This window comes from Enterobacter sp. JS8-1 (assembly GCF_049187015.1).
Taxonomy (GTDB): domain Bacteria; phylum Pseudomonadota; class Gammaproteobacteria; order Enterobacterales; family Enterobacteriaceae; genus Enterobacter; species Enterobacter mori.
In genome coordinates, this window is record NZ_CP185805.1 from 4,312,550 (window position 1) to 4,333,142 (window position 20,593).

Annotated in this window: 18 protein-coding genes; 7 read left to right on the forward strand and 11 right to left on the reverse strand. The window is 54.9% G+C overall.

The window, feature by feature from the left end:
* Nucleotides 1-92: 92 nt before the first annotated feature.
* From rpsI to zapE, 3 genes are all read right to left on the reverse strand, one after another.
* Nucleotides 93-485 carry a 30S ribosomal protein S9 gene (gene rpsI / locus ACOQH0_RS20545; protein WP_003860436.1) on the reverse strand — a complete coding sequence of 131 codons (393 nt, stop codon included), beginning with the start codon at nt 483-485 and terminating at the stop codon, nt 93-95.
* A gap of 15 nt (nt 486-500) precedes the next feature.
* The gene (gene rplM, locus ACOQH0_RS20550; protein WP_006178824.1) at nt 501-929 is read right to left on the reverse strand and encodes a 50S ribosomal protein L13; all 429 of its coding nucleotides are present in this window, start codon (nt 927-929) and stop codon (nt 501-503) included.
* A 345-nt stretch (nt 930-1,274) separates the two neighbouring features.
* On the reverse strand, nt 1,275-2,399 hold the full coding sequence (gene zapE / locus ACOQH0_RS20555; protein WP_421511114.1) for a cell division protein ZapE: 1,125 nt from the start codon (nt 2,397-2,399) through the stop codon (nt 1,275-1,277).
* Between the two features lie 189 nt (nt 2,400-2,588).
* Here zapE and zapG point away from each other — a divergent pair, with 189 nt between their 5' ends.
* From zapG to degS, 3 genes are all read left to right on the forward strand, one after another.
* Nucleotides 2,589-2,987, forward strand: coding sequence for a Z-ring associated protein ZapG (gene zapG / locus ACOQH0_RS20560; protein WP_010436126.1), 399 nt, complete (start codon nt 2,589-2,591; stop codon nt 2,985-2,987).
* A gap of 170 nt (nt 2,988-3,157) precedes the next feature.
* Nucleotides 3,158-4,525 (forward strand): serine endoprotease DegQ, encoded by a 1,368-nt coding sequence (gene degQ / locus ACOQH0_RS20565; RefSeq protein WP_010436128.1) that lies wholly within the window; start codon nt 3,158-3,160, stop codon nt 4,523-4,525.
* Between the two features lie 92 nt (nt 4,526-4,617).
* Nucleotides 4,618-5,685, forward strand: a complete 1,068-nt coding sequence (gene degS, locus ACOQH0_RS20570; RefSeq protein ID WP_421511115.1) for an outer membrane-stress sensor serine endopeptidase DegS — start codon at nt 4,618-4,620, stop codon at nt 5,683-5,685.
* An 86-nt stretch (nt 5,686-5,771) separates the two neighbouring features.
* Here degS and mdh read toward each other — a convergent pair whose 3' ends face one another.
* Nucleotides 5,772-6,710 carry a malate dehydrogenase gene (gene mdh / locus ACOQH0_RS20575; RefSeq protein ID WP_010436131.1) on the reverse strand — a complete coding sequence of 313 codons (939 nt, stop codon included), beginning with the start codon at nt 6,708-6,710 and terminating at the stop codon, nt 5,772-5,774.
* Nucleotides 6,711-7,108: 398 nt separating this feature from the next.
* On the opposite strand from mdh, the gene argR reads away from it, so the two are divergent.
* Both argR and yhcN read left to right on the forward strand, forming a co-directional pair.
* Complete coding sequence (gene argR / locus ACOQH0_RS20580; RefSeq protein WP_010436133.1) at nt 7,109-7,579, forward strand: transcriptional regulator ArgR; 471 nt, start codon at nt 7,109-7,111, stop codon at nt 7,577-7,579.
* 374 nt (nt 7,580-7,953) lie between these two features.
* Nucleotides 7,954-8,217: a peroxide/acid stress response protein YhcN gene (yhcN, locus tag ACOQH0_RS20585; protein WP_010436136.1), complete on the forward strand. Its 264-nt coding sequence runs from the start codon at nt 7,954-7,956 to the stop codon at nt 8,215-8,217.
* 58 nt (nt 8,218-8,275) lie between these two features.
* Here yhcN and ACOQH0_RS20590 read toward each other — a convergent pair whose 3' ends face one another.
* From ACOQH0_RS20590 to aaeX, 5 genes are all read right to left on the reverse strand, one after another.
* Complete coding sequence (locus ACOQH0_RS20590; protein ID WP_010436138.1) at nt 8,276-8,548, reverse strand: barstar family protein; 273 nt, start codon at nt 8,546-8,548, stop codon at nt 8,276-8,278.
* A 45-nt stretch (nt 8,549-8,593) separates the two neighbouring features.
* Nucleotides 8,594-10,048, reverse strand: coding sequence for an NAD-dependent succinate-semialdehyde dehydrogenase (locus ACOQH0_RS20595; protein WP_238460170.1), 1,455 nt, complete (start codon nt 10,046-10,048; stop codon nt 8,594-8,596).
* 88 nt (nt 10,049-10,136) lie between these two features.
* Nucleotides 10,137-12,104 (reverse strand): p-hydroxybenzoic acid efflux pump subunit AaeB, encoded by a 1,968-nt coding sequence (aaeB, locus tag ACOQH0_RS20600; RefSeq protein ID WP_421511116.1) that lies wholly within the window; start codon nt 12,102-12,104, stop codon nt 10,137-10,139.
* A 5-nt stretch (nt 12,105-12,109) separates the two neighbouring features.
* Complete coding sequence (gene aaeA, locus ACOQH0_RS20605) at nt 12,110-13,042, reverse strand: p-hydroxybenzoic acid efflux pump subunit AaeA (RefSeq protein WP_042715204.1); 933 nt, start codon at nt 13,040-13,042, stop codon at nt 12,110-12,112.
* Nucleotides 13,043-13,049: 7 nt separating this feature from the next.
* On the reverse strand, nt 13,050-13,253 hold the full coding sequence (gene aaeX / locus ACOQH0_RS20610) for a p-hydroxybenzoic acid efflux pump operon protein AaeX (RefSeq protein ID WP_003860416.1): 204 nt from the start codon (nt 13,251-13,253) through the stop codon (nt 13,050-13,052).
* A 180-nt stretch (nt 13,254-13,433) separates the two neighbouring features.
* Between aaeX and aaeR the strand changes: the two genes are divergently transcribed.
* A complete protein-coding gene (gene aaeR, locus ACOQH0_RS20615; RefSeq protein WP_042715199.1) occupies nt 13,434-14,360 on the forward strand; it encodes an HTH-type transcriptional activator AaeR in 927 nt (308 codons plus the stop codon).
* A gap of 219 nt (nt 14,361-14,579) precedes the next feature.
* Nucleotides 14,580-15,194 (forward strand): YagU family protein, encoded by a 615-nt coding sequence (locus tag ACOQH0_RS20620; RefSeq protein WP_010436150.1) that lies wholly within the window; start codon nt 14,580-14,582, stop codon nt 15,192-15,194.
* Between the two features lie 46 nt (nt 15,195-15,240).
* On the opposite strand, the gene tldD is transcribed toward ACOQH0_RS20620, so the two are convergent.
* Nucleotides 15,241-16,686 carry a metalloprotease TldD gene (tldD, locus tag ACOQH0_RS20625; protein ID WP_010436151.1) on the reverse strand — a complete coding sequence of 482 codons (1,446 nt, stop codon included), beginning with the start codon at nt 16,684-16,686 and terminating at the stop codon, nt 15,241-15,243.
* An 84-nt stretch (nt 16,687-16,770) separates the two neighbouring features.
* On the reverse strand, nt 16,771-20,571 hold the full coding sequence (gene yhdP / locus ACOQH0_RS20630) for an AsmA2 domain-containing protein YhdP (RefSeq protein ID WP_421511117.1): 3,801 nt from the start codon (nt 20,569-20,571) through the stop codon (nt 16,771-16,773).
* Between the last annotated feature and the right edge of the window lie 22 nt (nt 20,572-20,593).

The window sequence follows — 20,593 nt, forward strand, 5'->3', positions numbered from 1 at the left end:
ATCAACTCATGTTGTGGATAACCTACGCATTATCCATAAAAAAACCCGCCGAAGCGGGTTTTTCGCCAATCGTTCTGCGTAAGCAGAATGGATTAACGTTTGGAGAACTGTGGACGACGACGTGCTTTACGCAGACCCACTTTCTTACGTTCAACCTGACGCGCGTCACGAGTAACGAAGCCAGCTTTACGCAGTTCAGAACGCAGGGATTCGTCGTACTCCATCAGAGCGCGGGTGATACCGTGACGGATCGCACCTGCCTGACCGGAGATACCACCACCTTTAACGGTGATGTACAGATCCAGTTTTTCTACCATATCAACCAGTTCCAGCGGCTGGCGAACTACCATGCGGGCAGTTTCACGACCGAAGTACTGTTCCAGAGAACGTTGGTTGATTACGATTTTACCGCTGCCCGGTTTGATGAACACGCGAGCTGCGGAACTTTTGCGGCGACCAGTGCCGTAGTATTGATTTTCAGCCATTGCCTATAATCCCGATTAGATGTCAAGAACTTGCGGTTGCTGTGCCGCGTGGTTGTGCTCGTTGCCTGCGTAAACTTTCAGTTTACGGAACATAGCACGACCCAGCGGGCCTTTTGGCAGCATGCCTTTAACCGCGATTTCAATCACACGCTCAGGACGGCGAGCAATCATCTCTTCAAAGGTCGCTTCTTTGATACCACCGATGTGGCCAGTGTGGTGATAGTACACTTTGTCAGTACGCTTGTTGCCGGTTACAGCAACTTTATCAGCGTTCAGAACGATGATGTAATCACCGGTATCAACGTGCGGAGTGTATTCCGCTTTATGCTTACCGCGCAGGCGACGAGCCAGTTCAGTAGCCAGACGGCCCAGAGTTTTACCGGTCGCGTCAACAACATACCAGTCGCGCTGTACGGTTTCTGGTTTAGCTGTAAAAGTTTTCATTAAAAGCTTACCCAAATAATAAGTTACACGTTGGTGAACACCCAAACGTTTAGTCAGTTGAGGCTCACACGACAAAGTCCGGCAAACCTACCCCTTCGAATAGCACATGCCGACACATAGAAAGTTTCGGGAAAAAAACCTTCTCGTAACGTGGGGTCGCAAGATTATAGAGAAGTTGAGGTCAAAGATCGACCCTTAAATGCGATTTGGAATGGGTTTTTCGAGGGTGTGTATTGTGCGGTCTGGTGCCCTCACCCCCGCCCTCTCCCTCAAGGGAGAGGGGGTCGTCCGTGCCGCCATTATTTTGTGGGGATCCCTCAGCCCACAGGGAGAGGGTGGCGTTTGTTACGGCATATGCTCCAGCTTGAGGTATTCCTCGCTCTGCATCTCCTGCAGGCGCGACAGGCAGCGCTGGAACTCAAACTTCAGCCGCTCGCCCTGGTAAATCTCATATAAAGGTACCTCGGCGCTGACCACCAGCTTAACGTGGCGCTCGTAAAACTCGTCCACCAGCGCAATGAAGCGTCGCGCTTCGCTTTCCATCAGGCGCGTCATCACCGGCACATCCAGCACCATCACGGTGTGGAACAGGCGCGAAAGCGCGATGTAATCATGCTGGCTGCGGGCATCGACGCAGAGTGTCGCAAAGGAGACGGCCAGGGTTTGATTTTCTACGCCCTGAGTTTGCAAGGGACGATGGTTAATCTCGAGTTCCGGGGCGCGCTCACGTTTTGCCCCCGCCAGCGCCAGCCACAGTTTATCCATCTGATTTGTGGTTTCGGCGTTCAACGGCGAAAGCCACAAATGGGCCTGAGTCAGCGTGCGCAGGCGGTAATCCACGCCCGCGTCGACGTTCATGATGTCGCAATGCTGTTTTATCGCATCGATAGCGGGCAGGAAGCGCGCGCGCTGCAAACCATTGCGGTACAGCTCGTCCGGCGGGATGTTCGAGGTCGCCACGAGCGTAATCCCACGCGCAAACAGCGCTTTCATCAACCCGCCCAGCAGCATCGCATCCGTAATATCGGAAACAAAAAATTCGTCAAAGCAGAGTACGTCCGTTTCCGCCTTAAAGCGGTCGGCCACAATCTCCAGCGGATCGCTTTTGCCCTGCAATGCCGTCAGCTCTTCGTGAACCCGCAGCATGAAGCGGTGAAAATGCAGGCGCTGTTTACGCGTGCCCGGCAGGCTCTGGTAGAACATGTCCATCAGCCAGGTTTTACCGCGCCCGACGCCCCCCCACATATATAAGCCACGTACCGACGCGTTAACCCGAAGTTCTTTTTTTCCCAACAACCGGCCGAATGCCGCCTTCAGCCCACCGCTTTGCACCGCCTCTGCGGGTTTCGCGGTGAGCTCCTGATAAATCGTATCCAGGCGATTAACCGCTTCACGCTGGACGTCATCCGGCTGATGTGAGCCCTCGTTCAGGGCCAGTTGGTAACGCGATGAGGGGGACAGGCTTTGCATAATCTTATTGTTATTCCTTCGGTTATGACTCATCAGCAGGCGCGACTGATGAAAAAAAGGCCGTTCTACACTACGCGATGATACGTCAGGATTCCACTTCTGCGGAAATAGCGGTTATAGTGGCAATATCAGGCACAGGCAGGAGCCGAGCCAACACCCTACGGAACAACAAGACAACGGGAGAAGTTCATGACCTGGGAATATGCGCTAATCGGTTTAGTCGTCGGCATCGTCATCGGTGCTGTGGCCATGCGTTTCGGTAATCGCAAATTGCGTCAGCAGCAGTCACTGCAGTACGAACTGGAAAAGAACAAAGCCGAACTGGAAGAGTATCGTGAAGAGCTGGTCAGCCACTTTGCCCGTAGCGCCGAGCTGCTGGACAACATGGCGACCGACTATCGCCAGCTGTATCAACACATGGCGAAAAGCTCCAGCAGCCTGCTGCCGGAAATGACTGCAGAAACGAACCCGTTCCGCAACCGTCTGGCAGACTCTGAAGCGGGTAACGATCAGGCTCCGGTTCAGATGCCACGCGACTATTCGGACGGCGCGTCCGGCCTGCTTCGCGGTGGCGCAAAACGCGATTAATCGCAAAACATGAATAAATTTTACGGGCGCATCTCTTGCGCCCGTCCTTTCTTCCCGTCCCCAGCTATTATTTAGTCAAACACCTCATTGTTCAGCGGTTGAAAATTCAATAACATCAAGATGTTTTTGGGCCGTTCTTCTTTCATTCCAGGATACGAGAGTCAGCATCAATGAAGAAAAAAAACCAGCTGTTGAGCGCTTTAGCGTTAAGTGTCGGGTTATCTCTCTCGGCGTCCTTCCCTGCCCACGCGGCACTGCCTTCGCAGGTGCCGGGACAGGCAGCCATTCCTAGCCTCGCGCCGATGCTGGAAAAAGTGCTGCCCGCCGTGGTCAGCGTCCAGGTCGAGGGCACCGCGCGGCAAAGCCAGCGCGTGCCGGAAGAACTGAAGAAATACTTCGGTGATGAATCTCCCGACCAGCAGGCGCAGCCATTTGAAGGACTGGGCTCTGGGGTGATCATTGATGCGGCCAAGGGATATATCCTGACCAACAACCACGTGATCAGTCAGGCGGATAAGATCAGCGTCCAGCTCAATGATGGCCGCGAATTTGACGCCAAACTGATCGGCGGCGATGACCAGAGCGATATAGCGCTGCTGCAGATCCTAAAACCCAGCAACCTGACGCAGATTACCATTGCGGACTCCGACACGCTGCGCGTGGGCGATTTTGCCGTCGCCGTCGGTAACCCCTTCGGCCTGGGCCAAACTGCCACCTCCGGGATCGTCTCCGCACTTGGGCGCAGCGGCCTGAACCTGGAAGGGCTGGAAAACTTTATTCAAACCGACGCGTCTATTAACCGCGGTAACTCGGGTGGTGCCCTGCTCAACCTGAACGGTGAGCTTATTGGTATCAACACGGCGATCCTCGCGCCCGGCGGCGGCAGTATCGGGATTGGCTTTGCCATACCGAGCAATATGGCCAAAACCCTGTCTCAACAGCTCATTCAGTTTGGTGAAGTCAAACGTGGACTGCTGGGCATCAAAGGGATGGAGATGAGCGCGGATATCGCCAAAGCCTTTAACGTCAACGTCCAGCGCGGCGCGTTTGTCAGCGAAGTGCTGCCAAATTCCGGGTCGGCGAAAGCAGGCGTGAAATCCGGCGATGTCATCGTCAGCCTGAACGATAAACCGCTGAACAGCTTCGCAGAACTGCGTTCTCGCATTGCCACCACCGAGCCTGGCGCCAAAGTGAAACTCGGTTTGATTCGCGACGGCAAACCGCTGGACGTTGAAGTCACGCTGGATAAGAGCACCTCCTCTTCCGCCAGCGCGGAGCTGATCGCCCCGGCCCTGCAAGGCGCGACGTTGAGCGACGGCCAGCTAAAAGACGGCACGAAAGGCATTACTATTGATACCGTCGAGAAGAGCAGCCCTGCCGCACAGGCGGGATTGCATCAGGATGATGTCATCATCGGCGTGAACCGTACTCGCGTGCAATCTATTGCAGAAATGCGCAAGGTGCTGGAAAGTAAGCCAACGGTCATTGCCCTGCAGGTTATGCGTGGCAAAGAGACTATCTATATTTTATTGCGCTAAGCATTTGCGACCCCGGACATCACCGCTGCATGTGATGTCCGGATAACTCATGTTATGCTGCAAACCGTTCATTTTTTAACGACACGCGCATCATGCTTTTAAAGCTCTTTCGTTCCATTGCTATCGGTTTGATCGTTGCTGGCCTGCTGTTGGTGGCTATGCCGTCTTTGCGTCAGTTCAACAAACTGACGGCCCCCCAGTTTGACAGTACGGATGAAACGCCTGCCACTTACAATCAGGCTGTTCGCCGTGCCGCACCCGCCGTGGTCAACGTTTATAACCGAGGACTGAATACCTCGGCCCATAACCAGCTGGAGATCCGCACGCTCGGCTCCGGCGTAATTATGGATGAACGTGGCTACATCATTACCAACAAGCACGTGATTAACGATGCCGACCAGATTATCGTCGCCTTGCAGGATGGTCGCGTATTTGAAGCGTTACTCGTGGGCTCCGACAGCCTGACCGACCTGGCGGTTCTTAAGATCAACGCCTCGGGCGGCCTGCCCACCATTCCGATCAACCGTAAACGCACGCCACATATTGGCGACGTCGTGTTGGCGATAGGTAACCCGTACAACCTGGGCCAGACCATTACCCAGGGGATTATCAGCGCCACCGGTCGAATCGGCCTTAACCCGTCTGGGCGGCAGAATTTCCTTCAGACCGATGCCTCGATCAACCACGGTAACTCCGGCGGCGCGCTGGTGAACTCACTAGGTGAGCTCATGGGCATCAACACCCTCTCGTTCGATAAGAGTAACGATGGCGAGACGCCGGAAGGGATTGGTTTTGCGATTCCATTCCAGCTGGCAACCAAGATCATGGACAAGCTCATTCGCGACGGGCGCGTGATCCGTGGCTACATTGGAATTGGTGGACGTGAAATTGCGCCGATGCATACCCAGGGCGGTGGGATCGACCAGATTCAGGGGATTGTGGTGAATGAAGTGTCGCCTGGTGGCCCGGCCGCTAATGCGGGTATTCAGGTTAATGACGTCATCGTGTCGGTTAATGGCACGCCAGCAGTTTCTGCTCTCGAAACGATGGATCAGGTGGCGGAAATCCGACCTGGCTCAATCATCCCTGTTGAAGTCATGCGGAATGATAAGAAGCTGACGATTCAGGTGACGATTCAGGAATACCCGGCGACAAACTGATGTGTATAAAAAAACCGAAGCCTGTGCTTCGGTTTTTTTTGCCGGGTAGCGCTTACGCTTACCCGGCCTACACGGGAGAGGACGTTTTACTTGTTAACGAACTCTTCGCCCAGAGTGATATCTTTCTTCAGCGTATCCAGCATGCCTTCCATCGCGTTTTGTTCAAACGCGCTCAGCGTACCAATGGATTTACGCTCTTCAATACCGTTTTTGCCCAGCAGCAGCGGCTGAGAGAAGAAGCGAGCGTGTTCGCCGTCGCCTTCAACGTAAGCGCATTCAACAACATTTTTCTCGCCCTGCAGAGCACGAACCAGAGACAGACCGAAACGCGCCGCCGCCTGACCCATAGACAGGGTTGCTGATCCGCCACCCGCCTTCGCTTCCACCACTTCGGTGCCCGCGTTCTGGATGCGTTTAGTCAGGTCAGCCACTTCCTGCTCGGTGAAGCTCACGCCTGGGATCTGCGACAGCAGAGGCAGGATCGTCACGCCAGAGTGACCACCAATAACCGGCACTTCCACTTCCGTTGGCTGCTTGCCTTTCAGCTCAGCGACGAAGGTGTTGGAACGGATGATATCCAGCGTGGTCACGCCGAACAGTTTGTTCTTGTCGTAAACACCCGCTTTCTTCAGCACTTCTGCTGCGATAGCGACGGTGGTGTTCACCGGGTTAGTGATGATACCGATACAGGCTTTCGGGCAGATTTCAGCGATCTGCTGAACCAGGTTTTTCACGATGCCCGCGTTGACGTTAAACAGGTCAGAACGATCCATACCAGGTTTACGTGCCACACCCGCAGAGATCAGTACGACGTCAGCACCCTGCAGCGCAGGGCGCGCATCTTCACCGGAGAAGCCTTTGATTTTCACAGCGGTCGGGATGTGGCTCAGGTCAACCGCCACACCTGGGGTTACCGGAGCAATATCGTACAGGGAGAGTTCTGAGCCTGAAGGCAGTTGGGTTTTCAGTAGTAGGGCAAGCGCCTGGCCGATACCACCAGCAGCGCCGAGGACTGCAACTTTCATCCTAAACTCCTTATTATGGTTAACTTTAAGTATCTGTAACTCCGTTGCGGCGACCATAATTCAGCGAGTAAATAATTACAATTTTCGTAGCTAAAGAATTTGAGGTCGCGCGTCTTTCACCTTCGCCTGAATGCTATCGGGCAGCGGGCAGCAACGAAATAAGAGGTGGTTACAATACACCTTGCCACGCCACCAAAACAACATCATTTTGATAACATTTAATTTACTTTTAAGCTTATTTGCGCGGCGTGACCCAGGCATGTTTTCCGATAACGAAATCTGATAAAATCGCTCCCTTTCATAACATTATTTCAGCCTGGCACCAGGTAGATAGTTTGCATAAAAATTCATCCACATGCATAATAATGTTGTTTCTATCGTCATATTCCGGGTGACTTATGCGAAGCTCGTCTAAGCAAGAAGAATTAGTGAAGGCGTTTAAAGCGCTACTCAAAGAAGAGAAATTCAGTTCTCAGGGAGAAATTGTTCAGGCGTTGCAGGAACAAGGCTTCGAAAACATCAATCAGTCGAAAGTCTCCCGTATGTTAACCAAATTTGGCGCAGTGCGTACCCGCAATGCCAAAATGGAAATGGTCTATTGCCTGCCTGCTGAACTTGGCGTGCCGACCACCTCCAGCCCGCTGAAGAACCTGGTCCTCGACATCGACTATAACGATGCCGTGGTGGTTATCCACACCAGTCCGGGCGCGGCGCAGCTGATTGCTCGCCTGCTGGACTCATTAGGTAAAGCGGAAGGTATCCTCGGCACCATCGCCGGTGATGACACTATCTTTACCACCCCGGCAAACGGTTTTTCGGTGAAAGATCTCTACGAAGCGATTCTGGTCCTGTTCGAACAGGAACTGTAATCCTCCTCCCCGCGGCCTGCTGCGGGGATTGTTCTGCCCCCGTTACGTTATCCCCTCTTTTCTACTGCCTTTTACTTTGACAAATAGTGCTTTTTACCAGCCATTAACATTCATCTGGTGAATGCTAAGGCGCAAAACCGCACAAAATATCAAAGTGCTATATCCCTATGATTTTATTGATTTTAACATCATAAATTGATGATAAAGTAACCATTTCTATGCATTTTGGTTATATAAATCTTATCCGTTAACACGTAATAACACGTGAAACCATTAGTCTGGTATTAATTTATCGCGTTATTAGTGTATACTTGATTTTGTGATGAGGGTCACAAAGCAAGACCCCACTAAAAAATTCGACGAGGTAAAGAATCATGAAAATCAAAACTACTGTAGCGGCTCTGAGTATCCTGTCTGTCCTGTCATTCGGCGCTTTTGCGGCTGATTCCATCAACGCAGATCAGGCGCAATCCCGTGAGGCAATCGGCACGGTGTCTATTGGCGCGGTCGGTACGTCTCCGATGGATATGCATGAGATGCTGAACAAGAAAGCGGAAGAAAAAGGTGCATCCTCTTATCGCATCATTGAGGCGCGTAGCGGTGACACCTGGCACGCAACTGCTGAACTGTATAAATAAACCCTCGTCGTATCTGCGCATACGACTTGCCCCTGGCCTCACGGTCAGGGGCTTTTTTTTAATGTCGCGCATTAAAACGCAACTGCCCTTCAAGCTCTTCTTCGGCTTCATCAAACAGCAGGATCAGCGCGCCAAATCGTCTGCGCAGCTTGTCGGGCAAATGAATGAACTCGATCTCCAGCGGTAAGGGCAACTGACTGCCGGTAACCACATCCCACAGCGTATCCAGATTGGTGACGCTTTCCCGCTCCAGGTTGAATACCCGGGTAAATTCTCGATAAAAGTCGTCCTGACTGTCGATTTCGTCAAAATCAAAGGTATACGTTTTCATTGCCAGCCACCCGGTACAGGCGGGCGGAATATGCCGCCCTGTCTATTATAATCCCCCGATATGCAGGGTTTTGACTTCCAGAAACTCTTCCAGCCCCAGCACGGAACCTTCGCGCCCCAGCCCGGACTCTTTTACGCCGCCAAACGGTCCCAGTTCGGTGGAGACGGCACACTCGTTAATCCCAATCATCCCGCTTTCAATCGCCTGTGAGACGCGGAACACGCGCGACAGATTCTGAGTGTAGAAATAGGCTGCCAGCCCGTAAGGCGTGTTGTTGGCGCGCATAATCACTTCATCTTCCGACGTAAACCGGAAGCAGGCTGCCACCGGGCCAAACGTCTCCTCTTCCGCCAGCTTCATTCCTTCATGACAATCACCGAGTACCGTGGGCACCCAGAAGTTGCCGCCGAGGGAATGCGCTTTGCCGCCTGCCAGCACCGTGGCGCCTTTTGCAACGGCATCTTCCACATGTTCGCGTACTTTATCGACGGCGGAAGCGTCAATCAGTGGGCCAACAACGACGCCCTCTTCCAGACCGTTGCCGACTTTCAATGCGTTTACCGCATCGGCGAGCTGGTTCACAAACTTGTCATAAACCGTTTCCTGAATATAAAAACGGTTTACGCTGACGCAGACCTGCCCGGCATTGCGAAACTTGTTCGCAATCGCGCCCTTAACGGCTGCATCAATATCCGCATCCTCAAAAACGATATAGGGCGCATTGCCCCCCAGCTCCATTGACACTTTCTTCATCGTCTCGGCAGCGTTGCGCACCAGGGTTTTCCCCACAGAGGTTGACCCGGTAAACGAGATTTTGCGCACATCATGGCTGGCCATGATCGCGTCGCTGATTTCATGCGTATTGCCCGCCACCGCATTGAGTACGCCATCTGGCACACCGGCCTGCTTCGCCAGTGTGAGCAGTGCAAAAGCGCTCAGCGGAGTATTGTTGGCGGGTTTAATCACGCCGGTACAGCCTGCGGCCAACGCCGGGCCGAGCTTGCGGGTAAGCATCGCCATCGGGAAGTTCCACGGCGTAATGGCGGCAACCACGCCGATAGGTTCGCGGGTCGCCAGAATGCGGGAGCCGGGTTTAACCGGAGGGATAATTTCACCGTTCGCGCGCTTGGCCTGCTCAGCAAACCACTGGATAAAGCTGGCGGCATACTCCACTTCGCCCTCGGCTTCTTTCAGGGGCTTGCCCTGTTCGGTGGTCATTAGCCGTCCAAGCCAGCTTTTGTTTTCGATAATCAGCTCATACCAGCGGTAGAGGATCGTCGAACGCTCCTTCGCGGTTTTGGCGCGCCATGCGGGGAAGGCTTTGGTCGCGGCGGCAATCGCTTCTTCAGTTTCCGCTTTACCGGCTTTCGCCACTTTGGCGATCACCTCACCTGTCGCCGGGTTCAGCACGTCAAACGTGGTGTCGAGTGTTTTCCAGATGCCGTTAACAAGATATCCGTTTTGAAAAAGAATGTTGTCCTGGAGAGCCTGGGTAGTCATGTGTCCTCCCTTCCTGAATGTAAGAGCCTGCAGAACTAAGTATAGCCACAAAAAAACCGACGCTTTTGGCGTCGGTTTTTAATCTCACTTAATTGTCAGTCAGGACATTCTGGTAGCGATGCAGCATGAAGACCAATCGCCCGACCGGCTCGGTTACCTGAGGCGGCGCGTCCCAGACCTTAAGCTTCTCCTGATAGATGTCTAACTCTTCAAGCAGCTGTTTAAAATAGCGACGTCGTTTGTCATCGCTGGACGCCGCAATCACATGGTCAGCCGTGTGGCGCAACTGACGGTGAAAGGCAGACAGATCGTCGTTAACCGGCACAGGCGCATTCCGCAGGCGCTGGTGCGCGATGATCATGGTTAACGCCAGACGGAACCTGGCAACATCCCCCGGGAATTTATTGAGCAGCAGGAACAGCTGCTGATAAAGCGCCGGAAGGTGGTTTTCTTTACGTCGCGCGGTGTTGGTGGTCAGAGACGAGACAGCAGCCGACACAAACTGATTCAACAGCACACGACCTGTCCGCGCCTGAGAGTTATCCCGCACCAGCAGAATCACCATCATCGCGAGGAAACAGCCCACCAGCTGACCTAACGCGCTGTCAAGGAACTGGCTGAAATGGAAGGTCATCGGGTTATCCAGCACAATAATGTTAATGGTACTGGCCAGCGCCCCCAGCGATCCCAGACGGCGCTTCTGCACTTCTATCCCAATAAAGAATGCCATTACCGCCAGGCTAATGCAGAGCAGAAGCATGCTTTGCTGCGTCGATGGGATAATCACCAGGAAGTAGAGCGCACCAATGGGCAGTGCGGCAATGGTGCCGTAGAGAAAATCGATAGCGACCATGCGTGGGTTGGGCAGACGCATCGCCAGTGCGGTAACGACGGCAATCATGACCATCGCGCCGCTACCGGACGTCCAGCCGGTCCACAGCCAGAACAGCGTGCCGAGCATGCAGGCCAGCGTGGTACGCCAGAAGTTGACCATGGCATGATGGCGCTCGGCGGATTCCGGCTTAATCACCACTTCGCCCTGCAGCACCTCTTCTTCCGCCGCGCTGATTTTGGTATTACCCGTCACACCACGCTTAAGCAGCAGGTAGCGCGTCGCGGCCCCAACCCAGGTATAAATCGTCACCGGCGTATCGCGCTCCCCCGTCCAGGCGATAACGCGACGCATGCGTTTGAGCTGTCGGTGCACGTCCTGCACCGTTTCGACCGGCTCGTCAAAGAGCTCACGGAACGTGTCCGTTACCACCTCCGGGCGGGTATTCTGAATCAGATAGGTTTCGCACGCCTGGGTGATCAGCGTTAAGGAAACGGTATTGATCGCTTTCAGGCGACGGTTGGCGCGTTCCCAGCGTGAAGATTCCATATTGAGGTTGCTGCGCATCCCTTCCAGCGCCTGCGTGCGGCGCACCAGGCCGCTCCACGCTTTATCGACCTCTTCGCTGTCGCCGTGCTTGATGCACAACTGCATCAGCTGATACTGGGCAACAATCAGCGCGTCGAGCTCACGGTCCACCTCTTGCTTGATGGAGCGCGGGGAGAATAGCAGGTCCGCAACGATCGCGCAGACGATACCAATCACAATCTCGCTGCAGCGTTCAACCGCAAACTGCGGCGCAAGCAGCGGTTCGGACTGAATGGTGATGACAATGATCAGCGCGGTATAGCCCGCCAGCCCCCATGCGTAGGAGTTTTCAACTTTGACCAGCGACGAGACCCAGGTGCAGAACCCTGCCCAGATACAGCACACCATGATCATCAGCAGAGGGGTGCGGATCATCAAAATAATGATGGTGAGCGCGGCGAAACAGCCGATAAACGTCCCGACGATACGCAGCATACCGCGGTAGCGGATGGCGCCAGAGTAGGGTTCACCGCCCGCGGCAAAGGCAGGGCCAGCCGCAACGATAGCAGCCGTCAGCACCGCCCAGCGGGGCGTTTCCAGCTGGAAGTGAAAGCCGACAAACAGCGCCAGCACGATGGCACATGCCAGCTTCACGGCGAAGCGAATGTGCTGGCTGGCGATGGAAAAGATTCCCATAACGATTAACCAAACTCGCGCAGGCGGTGGGCGATTTTACGGAAAATAGAGTCCTGGCTGGCATCGCGGTCTTTTTCCCCGGTGATGACCACCGTTGCCGTGGTGCCCGCAGGCCACAGGTTTCCCTGCTGCTCATCAAGATGGATACGTACCGGCACGCGCTGCGCCAGACGGACCCATTCCAGGTTAGAATCCACCGTCGCCATCCCTTTGGTATCGTTAGAGCTGCTGGAGTTAGTCACCCCTGCGGCAACGCTGTCGACGGTGCCTTTAAACACACGGTTGCTGCCGAGCGGCGTGATCTCTGCGCGATACCCTGGACGTACCCCCTCCAGCTTGGTCTCTTCCATATAGGCGAGCACGTAGAAAGAGTGCTGCTTAACCAGCGCTACGGCGGTAGAGCCACGGGTAATGAATTCTCCGGCATAGACGTTCAGGTTGGTGACCCAGCCATCGGACGGCGCGCGGATCACAGTGCGTTCGAGATCGAGCTTCGCCAGATCGCGCGTTGCTTGCGCTTTCGCCAGCTGGTGCAGCACGGTTTGCAGCACGTTGTTGGACTGGTCAATCTCTTCGCGGGACATTGCCTGAACACCCAACTGGTTACGGCGACCGGCTTCACGGCGTTTTTCTGCGGCCAGCGCCTGGTAATAGGCCACGTCCGCTTCCGCTTCTTCTAACGCTTTTTGATAGCGGGGCTGGTCAATGGTGAACAGAACCTGATCTTTTTTCACCAGTTGGTTATCGTGGACGTTAACCGCGGTGATAAGACCGGCCACGTCGGGGGCAATCGCCACCACATCGGCGCTGAAACGCGCATCGCGCGTCCACGGTGATTCAGTGTAATAAACCCAGGCGCGGAAAATGGCGATAAACGCCAGAACGACCAGCGCCATGGTGATGGCAGTGCGGGAGACTTTTCTTATTAGCGTTTTCACATCAACCTCAGACAAACATGCGCGATATCAGATAGAACAGGCAGCAATACAGCGCGGTATTGAACAATGCAGGGTGCCAGACGAAATCGTAGATCCCGGTAGGGACCAGCACCTTGCGCACCAGCCAGAAGATCGCCAGTGATAAAAGAAGCTCGAAAAATATCGGTGGGAACGACAGACCGAACACCACGATTACAGGAAACAGACTCATGTTGACCTTGATAAGAGAGAGTGCAGGCTTCAGATTTTTTTTAGCGCACGCCATCGCAGGAGAGCAAGAATCGCCGGGCGAGAATGGCGCAGCCGTTATGTAATTAATAATATATTAACGTAACTGTTATGCTGTTATCTATAATATGTGATCTAAATCACTTTTAAGCCAGAGTGAACAATGGAACGTTTAAAACGCATGTCCGTCTTCGCCAAAGTGGTGGAGCTCGGCTCATTTACCGCCGCTGCGCGTCAATTGCAGATGAGTGTCTCTTCCATCAGCCAGACGGTGTCAAAACTGGAAGATGAGCTGCAGGTGAAGCTGCTCAACCGCAGTACCCGCAGCATTGGCCTGACGGAAGCCGGTAAAATTTATTACCAGGGCTGCCGCCGAATGATGCACGAAGTGCAGGATGTGCACGAACAGCTCTACGCCTTTAATAACACCCCCATCGGCACGCTGCGCATTGGGTGTTCTTCAACTATGGCACAAAATGTTCTCGCTGCCATGACGGCGGAAATGCTGAAAGAGTATCCGGGTTTAACGGTGAATCTGGTGACAGGCATCCCTGCGCCGGACCTGATCGCCGACGGATTAGATGTGGTGATCCGCGTCGGGGCGTTACAAGATTCAAGCCTCTTTTCGCGTCGGCTGGGGAGCATGCCGATGGTGGTCTGCGCCTCAAAAAGCTATCTGGCGCAGTACGGCGTTCCGGAGAAGCCTGCCGATCTCAGCAACCACTCGTGGCTGGAATACAGCGTGCGCCCGGACAACGAATTCGAACTGATTGCCCCGGAGGGGATCTCCACCAAACTGCTGCCGGAAGGCCGGTTCGTCACCAACGATCCGATGACTATCTCCCGCTGGCTGGTCGCCGGGGCCGGGATCGCTTACGTGCCGCTGATGTGGGTGATCAATGAGATCAACAGCGGCGTACTGGAGATCCTCTTCCCGCGTTACCAGTCCGATCCGCGTCCGGTCTACGCTCTGTATACAGAGAAGGACAAACTGCCTCTCAAAGTACAGGTGTGTATTAACTATCTGACCGAGTATTTTGTCGAAGTGGCGGAGCTGTTTCAGGGGATGCGCGGCAGAAGAAAGGAGTAATAAAGTTATCGCTATAATCATATTTGGCATGAATATTTCCCGGATGATACTCACATTCATTCAGGAATAATTCTGCCCTCCTCTCAGGAATGGCTAATTGACACTCCCGCCACCCGCCCTTTACCTTATAAGCAGTCTGAGCATCAGACTGTTATATATTTGTTACCAACATGAATAATAAAATGTATTTCGCAGGATGACGTTAAACAAGGAAAAGAGATGAATATATTCGAACAAACACCGCCTTCGCGCAGGCGCTATGGACTCGCCGCGTTCATTGGTTTGATTGCCGGGATTGTCTCCGCGTTTGTCAAATGGGGAGCCGAGGTGCCGCTTCCGCCACGCAGCCCGACTGATTTATTTACCGGCGCATGCGGGCCAGAGCAATTATTACGGGCTGCTAGTCAGATTGACTGTTCCCGCAATTTTTTAAACCCACCTTATGTATTTTTACGCGACTGGCTGGGCGTCGTCGATCCTAACGCGGCGGTTTATACATTTGCCGGACATATATTTAACTGGGTCGGCGTAACACATATTATTTTCTCAATCGTGTTCGCCGTAGGTTATTGCGTAGTTGCTGAAGTCTTCCCGAAAATTAAACTTTGGCAGGGTTTGCTGGCGGGTGCGTTAGCTCAGCTTTTTGTTCATATGATCTCCTTCCCGCTGATGGGGCTGACGCCACCGCTGTTTGAGCTGCCGTGGTATGAACACGTGTCAGAGATCGTGGGCCATCTGGTCTGGTTCTGGTCGATCGAAATCATTCGCCGTGATTTGCGTAATCGCATCACTCACGAGCCGGATCCGGAGATACCGCTGGGTAACTTACGTTAAAAAAAAGGCGCTACATCAGTAGTGCCTTTTTTTATGCATGGTCAGGTCAGGCTGTGCCGCCCACCGTCAGGTTGTCCACTTTCAGCGTTGGCTGGCCCACGCCAACCGGCAGGCTCTGGCCCTCTTTACCGCAGACGCCCACGCCGTTATCCAGCTTCAGATCGTTACCGACCATGGAGATCTGCTGCATGGCTTCAATACCGGAGCCAATCAGCGTCGCGCCTTTCACCGCTTTGGTCACTTTGCCTTTCTCGATCAGATACGCTTCTGACGTGGAGAAAACAAACTTACCGGAAGTGATGTCCACCTGGCCGCCGCCAAAGTTTGGCGCGAAGATCCCGTAATCGACGGATTCGATAATCTCCTGCGGTGTGGACTGGCCCGGCAGCATATAGGTGTTGGTCATGCGCGGCATCGGCAGGTGCGCGTAGGATTCACGGCGGCCGTTGCCCGTCGGCGCAACGCCCATCAGGCGCGCGTTGAGTTTGTCCTGCATGTAGCCTTTCAACACGCCGTTTTCAATCAGCACGTTGTACTGGCCTGGCGTACCTTCGTCGTCGATAGAAATCGAGCCGCGACGATCGAGCATGGTTCCATCATCCACTACAGTACACAGTTCAGAGGAGACGAGCTGCCCCATCTGACCGCTGAATACGGACGTCCCGCGACGGTTAAAGTCGCCTTCCAGACCGTGGCCCACCGCCTCGTGCAACAGCACGCCCGGCCAGCCAGCGCCCAGAACAACCGGGAATGATCCGGCGGGAGCCGCGACAGCAGAGAGATTCACCATTGCCATACGCACGGCTTCTTTTGCCCACGCGTCAGCGCGCGCTTCACCGCCGACGTCGCCAAGGAACCAGTCATAACCAAAACGACCGCCGCCGCCGCTTGAGCCACGCTCACGCTTACCGTCGTCTTCGACCTGTACGCTAATGGAGAGACGCACCAGCGGACGCACATCAGCGGCCAGGGTTCCGTCAGTCGCTGCCACCAGAATCAGTTCATAAACGCCGCTCAGGCTGGCAGACACTTCCTGCACGCGTTTATCCGCAGCGCGCGCCACTTTGTCCACGCGACGCAGGATATCCAGCTTCTCTTCGCGGCTCATGCTCTGCAGCGGATCGATGCTGGTGTACAGCGCAGCGTGCTGCACTTCACCCAGGGTTTTCACGCGGCCATCACCCGTATCACGCACGATAGTACGCGCGGCCTGCGCGCTCTGCTCCAGAGCAGCCAGGCTAATCTGATCGGCATAGGCAAAACCGGTTTTTTCGCCGCTGACGGCACGCACGCCGACGCCCTGATCGATGTTATAAGAACCATCTTTAATGATGCTGTCTTCTAAAACCCAGGATTCGTGATAGCTCGACTGGAAATAGAGATCGCCGTAGTCGAGACGGCGTTCGGTCAGTTGACCAAGAATGGAGAACAGGTCCTGATGGCTCAGGCCGTTCGCTGCGAGCAAATGTTCACTTACCAGGTTCAGACTCATCGTATTGCTACTCGTTCGTTGCCGCCCGTGGCGGTAAAAAGATCGTATTTATTGAGAGTGAGGCAATTACCTGCCCACGTCAAATCATTGCTGTGCATCTTTGCGCGGCTGGCGCAGCACCTCGTTAATCTGCGGTTTATCGATCGGACCGGTGATGCGGTAGCGCAGAATAGAGACCTTGCTCCACAGTGGCCCCAACACTTTACTGGCGGCAAACACCGCCGCACCGACAATCGGGTTCACCACAAAGGCCGCCGCAACGCCCACGCTTGCGGAAATTTCCGGCGCCACCACGGCTTCCATATCCAGTTCGCGACGCACGAGGTTCACCGAGCCTTTCATGGCGATATCCGCTTCCAGGCCATCGACCAGCGTGTCGTCAGTGTGCAGAACGCCGTCCTTGATCCACGCCGTACTGCGAATGGAGTCATAGTAGAAACCTTCGCTGAAGGTGTCGCTAAAATCGAAGCGCAGCTTGCGCAGCAGGGCATCAAAACTCAGCAGGCGCAGGATCTGCCCGGCGCGCCCGGTACTCACATCGGCAATTTCACCTTTGCCGAAGTGCGTTTTCAAGATGCCGTTTAGCGACGCTTCATCTGGCTTCCACGGTGCCGCGCGCCAGTGCAGATCGTAATTGACGTCAAATGACGAGCCGCGAAGCGGTGTGCTGATGCCAAAGAAGTTAGCCGCTGCATCCAGCTTGTTGCCCTTGATGTCGCCTTTCAGCGAGGTGCGCTGCTCGCCTGGGTTATTGACCCATTCGCCCGCAGCCGTCAGGCGGCCAAAGCCGGTATCGACCAGCCCACCGGTCAGGCTCAACGTATTGCCTTTGATAGCAACATCTCCGTCAATGCGTCCGTACTTTTGCCCCCACAGCCAGCATTCCGCGCAGCGTAGCTGCAGATCGGGCCAGCCGCTGAAATCAATGCGGGAAGCGTTACTGAACGGCGACGGGCCTTCGGCCTGGTCTTGACTGCTCGCGACCGTCGGGTTGTAGTAGAGGTAGCGGATCGCGGCCAGCCACGGCGCGTTATCGCGCATATTTAACGTGGCGTTAATTTCCCTGCCCTGAGCCTCTACCTTTGTCCCGTTGCTCGTCGGCTGAGAGACAATGCTCAGGTTGTTCCACCGCTGCCCGCCCAGCGTCAGCGCAGGCGTGCGCAGGGTAATGGTCTGCGGGAACTGAGCGGTCTCGTCTACGTTCTGCCCCACGCCTTTCTTGAAGAGCGCCAGCCATTCGGCACCATCCATCGCCGGAAGGTTAAGTTCAATGCCTGCCTGTTCAGGCAGCGGCGGCGTGGTGCGGCTGTCAGTCGTCCAGATGGCCCTGTCGAGCGTAAGCTTGCGGTTAAGCAGCCAGCGGCTGTTGAAGTGGTTTGTCTCGCCTGCGCTGCCGGTCAGCGCGAAGCTATTGAGGTTGCCATCAACGTTGAGCTTCACTGGCAGCGCCTGCCCGGCGTGTTTATCCAGCGGCGCGGGAAGCTGGCTGCTGATGTTTTTCAGGTCGCCAGTGATATCGACCTTATAGCGGGCGCCAGCGTGATAAGGCAGATCGATAGCGACCTTACCGTTCCAGGAAACGGCGCCATCCACCGATTGCGCGATTGGCTTCGGCAAAACATCCATTCTGGCAGGCTGCCAGTTAGCATCCAGATTAACCGCCACCTGATAGGCCTTTTCCCCTTCGGTGGTTGAGAAATCAATATTGACGGGCTGATTGAACCAGTTCGCTTTAAGTGGCTCACTCTTCAGGTTGCCGTTCACGAAGCTGAACTGCCCCGTGAGGTTTTTCAGCGTGCTGTCGAGCGGTTTGATGTACAGGCTATTGTTGTTCAGACGAACATCGCCTTTCGCGGTGGTCATCTCACCGTCCAGCGGGATATCCAGATGTAAGCGAGCACTTACATCGCCATCCAACTGTAGCTCCTGAAGGGTGGCTCCCAGTGAATCATCCAACGGCGTATCCTCAAAATACGGCCCAACCGCCTTGCCCGGGCCATTGATATCCGCATCAATAAGCAGCTTCTCTTTGGAATAGTCCGGGATATTTGCCGTCAGATTGCTGGCCGTCACGCCACCCAGCGCAACGCTGTCTGACTTCATCCACAATCCGTCATTGAGAAAGTTGAGTTCAATATCCAGATTTTTCAGCGCAGGCCAACCCGGCTGGAAGGCGAAAGTGGCGTTGTGCAGCGGCACCAGCACCTGGAACTGGCCTTCATTATGCTTGTAAGGGAACAGATGGGGATTACCGCCATAGGCCAGCGTGGCGTTATCCGCCTGCCCGCCCTGGATCGCGCCGCTCAGGTAATCCACCAGCGCTTTGCCCATCAGGTTCTCCGGGAAGTAGCGCCAGGCCTGTGAGCCGTCGCTAGTGCTGATCCCTGCAAGAATACCCAGCCACGGCTCATCGCCTTCGGGCTTCAGATAGCGGAAATCCCCGCGTGCATGTACGGCTTTTGCTTTGACATCAATATCGCGGCCATCAAGCTGAAAACCTTTGTCATTTTTAAGCCAGCTCAGCGTAGCGTTGCCATGCTCGATTTCCAGCGGGGCGCGGAAGACGGTTTCATACGGCATTTTGGCGTCGTGCATATCGACCGTCAGCCTGCCGTTTTCCACGCTACCTTCCAGTTTGCCGCTGAAGTGTTCTGCGCCTGGCAGTAGTTTCCACTGCTTCCAGGCAAGGTCTTTCCATGTGGCCTGGAAGCGCGTTTTCTCCGTCGCCTGAAGCGGGATGTCCAGCCCCAGGGCGTCGATCGTCCCGCTCGGCTGCGTGGCCAGCCAGATCTCACCAAGGTCAGGCGAGAGTTTTGCGGCCATCGAGCGCAGCCCTTCGATGGCGGTCAGATCCAGATTGCTGGCTCGAATACGTAGCTCGTCACTGCGTTTGCTGCTTGCCCCGCCGACATCCTGTTCCGGCATCCAGGCCAGCGTCAGCGCACCGCGTGGCCACGGCTTGTTGTCCATGGTGATGCGCGTATCGGGAATAGCAAACTGCCAGCCTTCTTTCTCCTGAGTCACGTGCGCAGTGAGATTATCCACGGAAAGCTGATGCTGCTGGTTCTCTGCTTTCCAGCTCGCGCCCCCCTGCTTCAGCCAGATGTCGCCGCTGGCGAATTCCCCGTTTGTCAGCGTCATCCAGCCTTCAAGGCTGAAACGAGCGGTTTCCAGCTGCATGTTTTGCTGCAGCCAGTCACCCAGCCAGGGTTTCACATCCACATCGTCGGCCTGCAGCCAAACCTTACCGTTGTTCAGTAACCCATTGTCGTCACGCAGATCCATACGCACCTGCATCACGCCATGCTGCCCATTCAGGCTGGAGAGATTCACCTGTCCCTCGGCACGATGACGGTCTTTACCGTTCAGCCAGGTCAGCTGTGGGATCGCCAGCTCGGCACGTTGCCCCGAAAGGGTAATAAAGCTCACCTCGCTGTCGCGGAGATCAAAGTGATCGAACTGGCGCAGGAAGAGATCGCTGATGCGGTTGGTTTCCAGTCCCTGATCGCCATCGCCACTGCGCAGGGGCGTATTGGTCAGGAACTGGAGTTGCCAGAAGGTAAGATCGCGAAACTGCCAGCGCAGATGCAGCAGGCTTTGCCAGACATCCAGCGCCAGCGTTACGCGTTTAATTTTCAGATGGCCGCCGTCTTTCAGGCTGGCATTGATATCCCGCGCATCGAGCGTTGGACCGAAGTTCTGCCAGCTCGCACTGATCTGGCTTACGTCCACCGGCACGCCAGTGGCGGATTCGATTTTCGCCAGCACCTGCGGGCGCCAGCTATCCAGATGCGGCAGAACGAGGCGTAGCCCGCTCACGAGCAACGCGACAATCACGACCAGCGTTGCCCCTGTAAGCAGTAAAATCCCCGGCAATCGCCTCACGCATCTCTCCTTGTCAGCTTTG

Excerpts from the sequence above, each read along its gene's own strand:
- rpsI (WP_003860436.1), bottom strand. The coding sequence starts at position 485 with ATGGCTGAAAATCAATACTACGGCACTGGTCGCCGCAAAAGTTCCGCA.
- rplM (WP_006178824.1), bottom strand. The coding sequence starts at position 929 with ATGAAAACTTTTACAGCTAAACCAGAAACCGTACAGCGCGACTGGTAT.
- zapE (WP_421511114.1), bottom strand. The coding sequence starts at position 2,399 with ATGCAAAGCCTGTCCCCCTCATCGCGTTACCAACTGGCCCTGAACGAG.
- zapG (WP_010436126.1), top strand. The coding sequence starts at position 2,589 with ATGACCTGGGAATATGCGCTAATCGGTTTAGTCGTCGGCATCGTCATC.
- degQ (WP_010436128.1), top strand. The coding sequence starts at position 3,158 with ATGAAGAAAAAAAACCAGCTGTTGAGCGCTTTAGCGTTAAGTGTCGGG.
- degS (WP_421511115.1), top strand. The coding sequence starts at position 4,618 with ATGCTTTTAAAGCTCTTTCGTTCCATTGCTATCGGTTTGATCGTTGCT.
- mdh (WP_010436131.1), bottom strand. The coding sequence starts at position 6,710 with ATGAAAGTTGCAGTCCTCGGCGCTGCTGGTGGTATCGGCCAGGCGCTT.
- argR (WP_010436133.1), top strand. The coding sequence starts at position 7,109 with ATGCGAAGCTCGTCTAAGCAAGAAGAATTAGTGAAGGCGTTTAAAGCG.
- yhcN (WP_010436136.1), top strand. The coding sequence starts at position 7,954 with ATGAAAATCAAAACTACTGTAGCGGCTCTGAGTATCCTGTCTGTCCTG.
- ACOQH0_RS20590 (WP_010436138.1), bottom strand. The coding sequence starts at position 8,548 with ATGAAAACGTATACCTTTGATTTTGACGAAATCGACAGTCAGGACGAC.
- ACOQH0_RS20595 (WP_238460170.1), bottom strand. The coding sequence starts at position 10,048 with ATGACTACCCAGGCTCTCCAGGACAACATTCTTTTTCAAAACGGATAT.
- aaeB (WP_421511116.1), bottom strand. The coding sequence starts at position 12,104 with ATGGGAATCTTTTCCATCGCCAGCCAGCACATTCGCTTCGCCGTGAAG.
- aaeX (WP_003860416.1), bottom strand. The coding sequence starts at position 13,253 with ATGAGTCTGTTTCCTGTAATCGTGGTGTTCGGTCTGTCGTTCCCACCG.
- aaeR (WP_042715199.1), top strand. The coding sequence starts at position 13,434 with ATGGAACGTTTAAAACGCATGTCCGTCTTCGCCAAAGTGGTGGAGCTC.
- ACOQH0_RS20620 (WP_010436150.1), top strand. The coding sequence starts at position 14,580 with ATGAATATATTCGAACAAACACCGCCTTCGCGCAGGCGCTATGGACTC.
- tldD (WP_010436151.1), bottom strand. The coding sequence starts at position 16,686 with ATGAGTCTGAACCTGGTAAGTGAACATTTGCTCGCAGCGAACGGCCTG.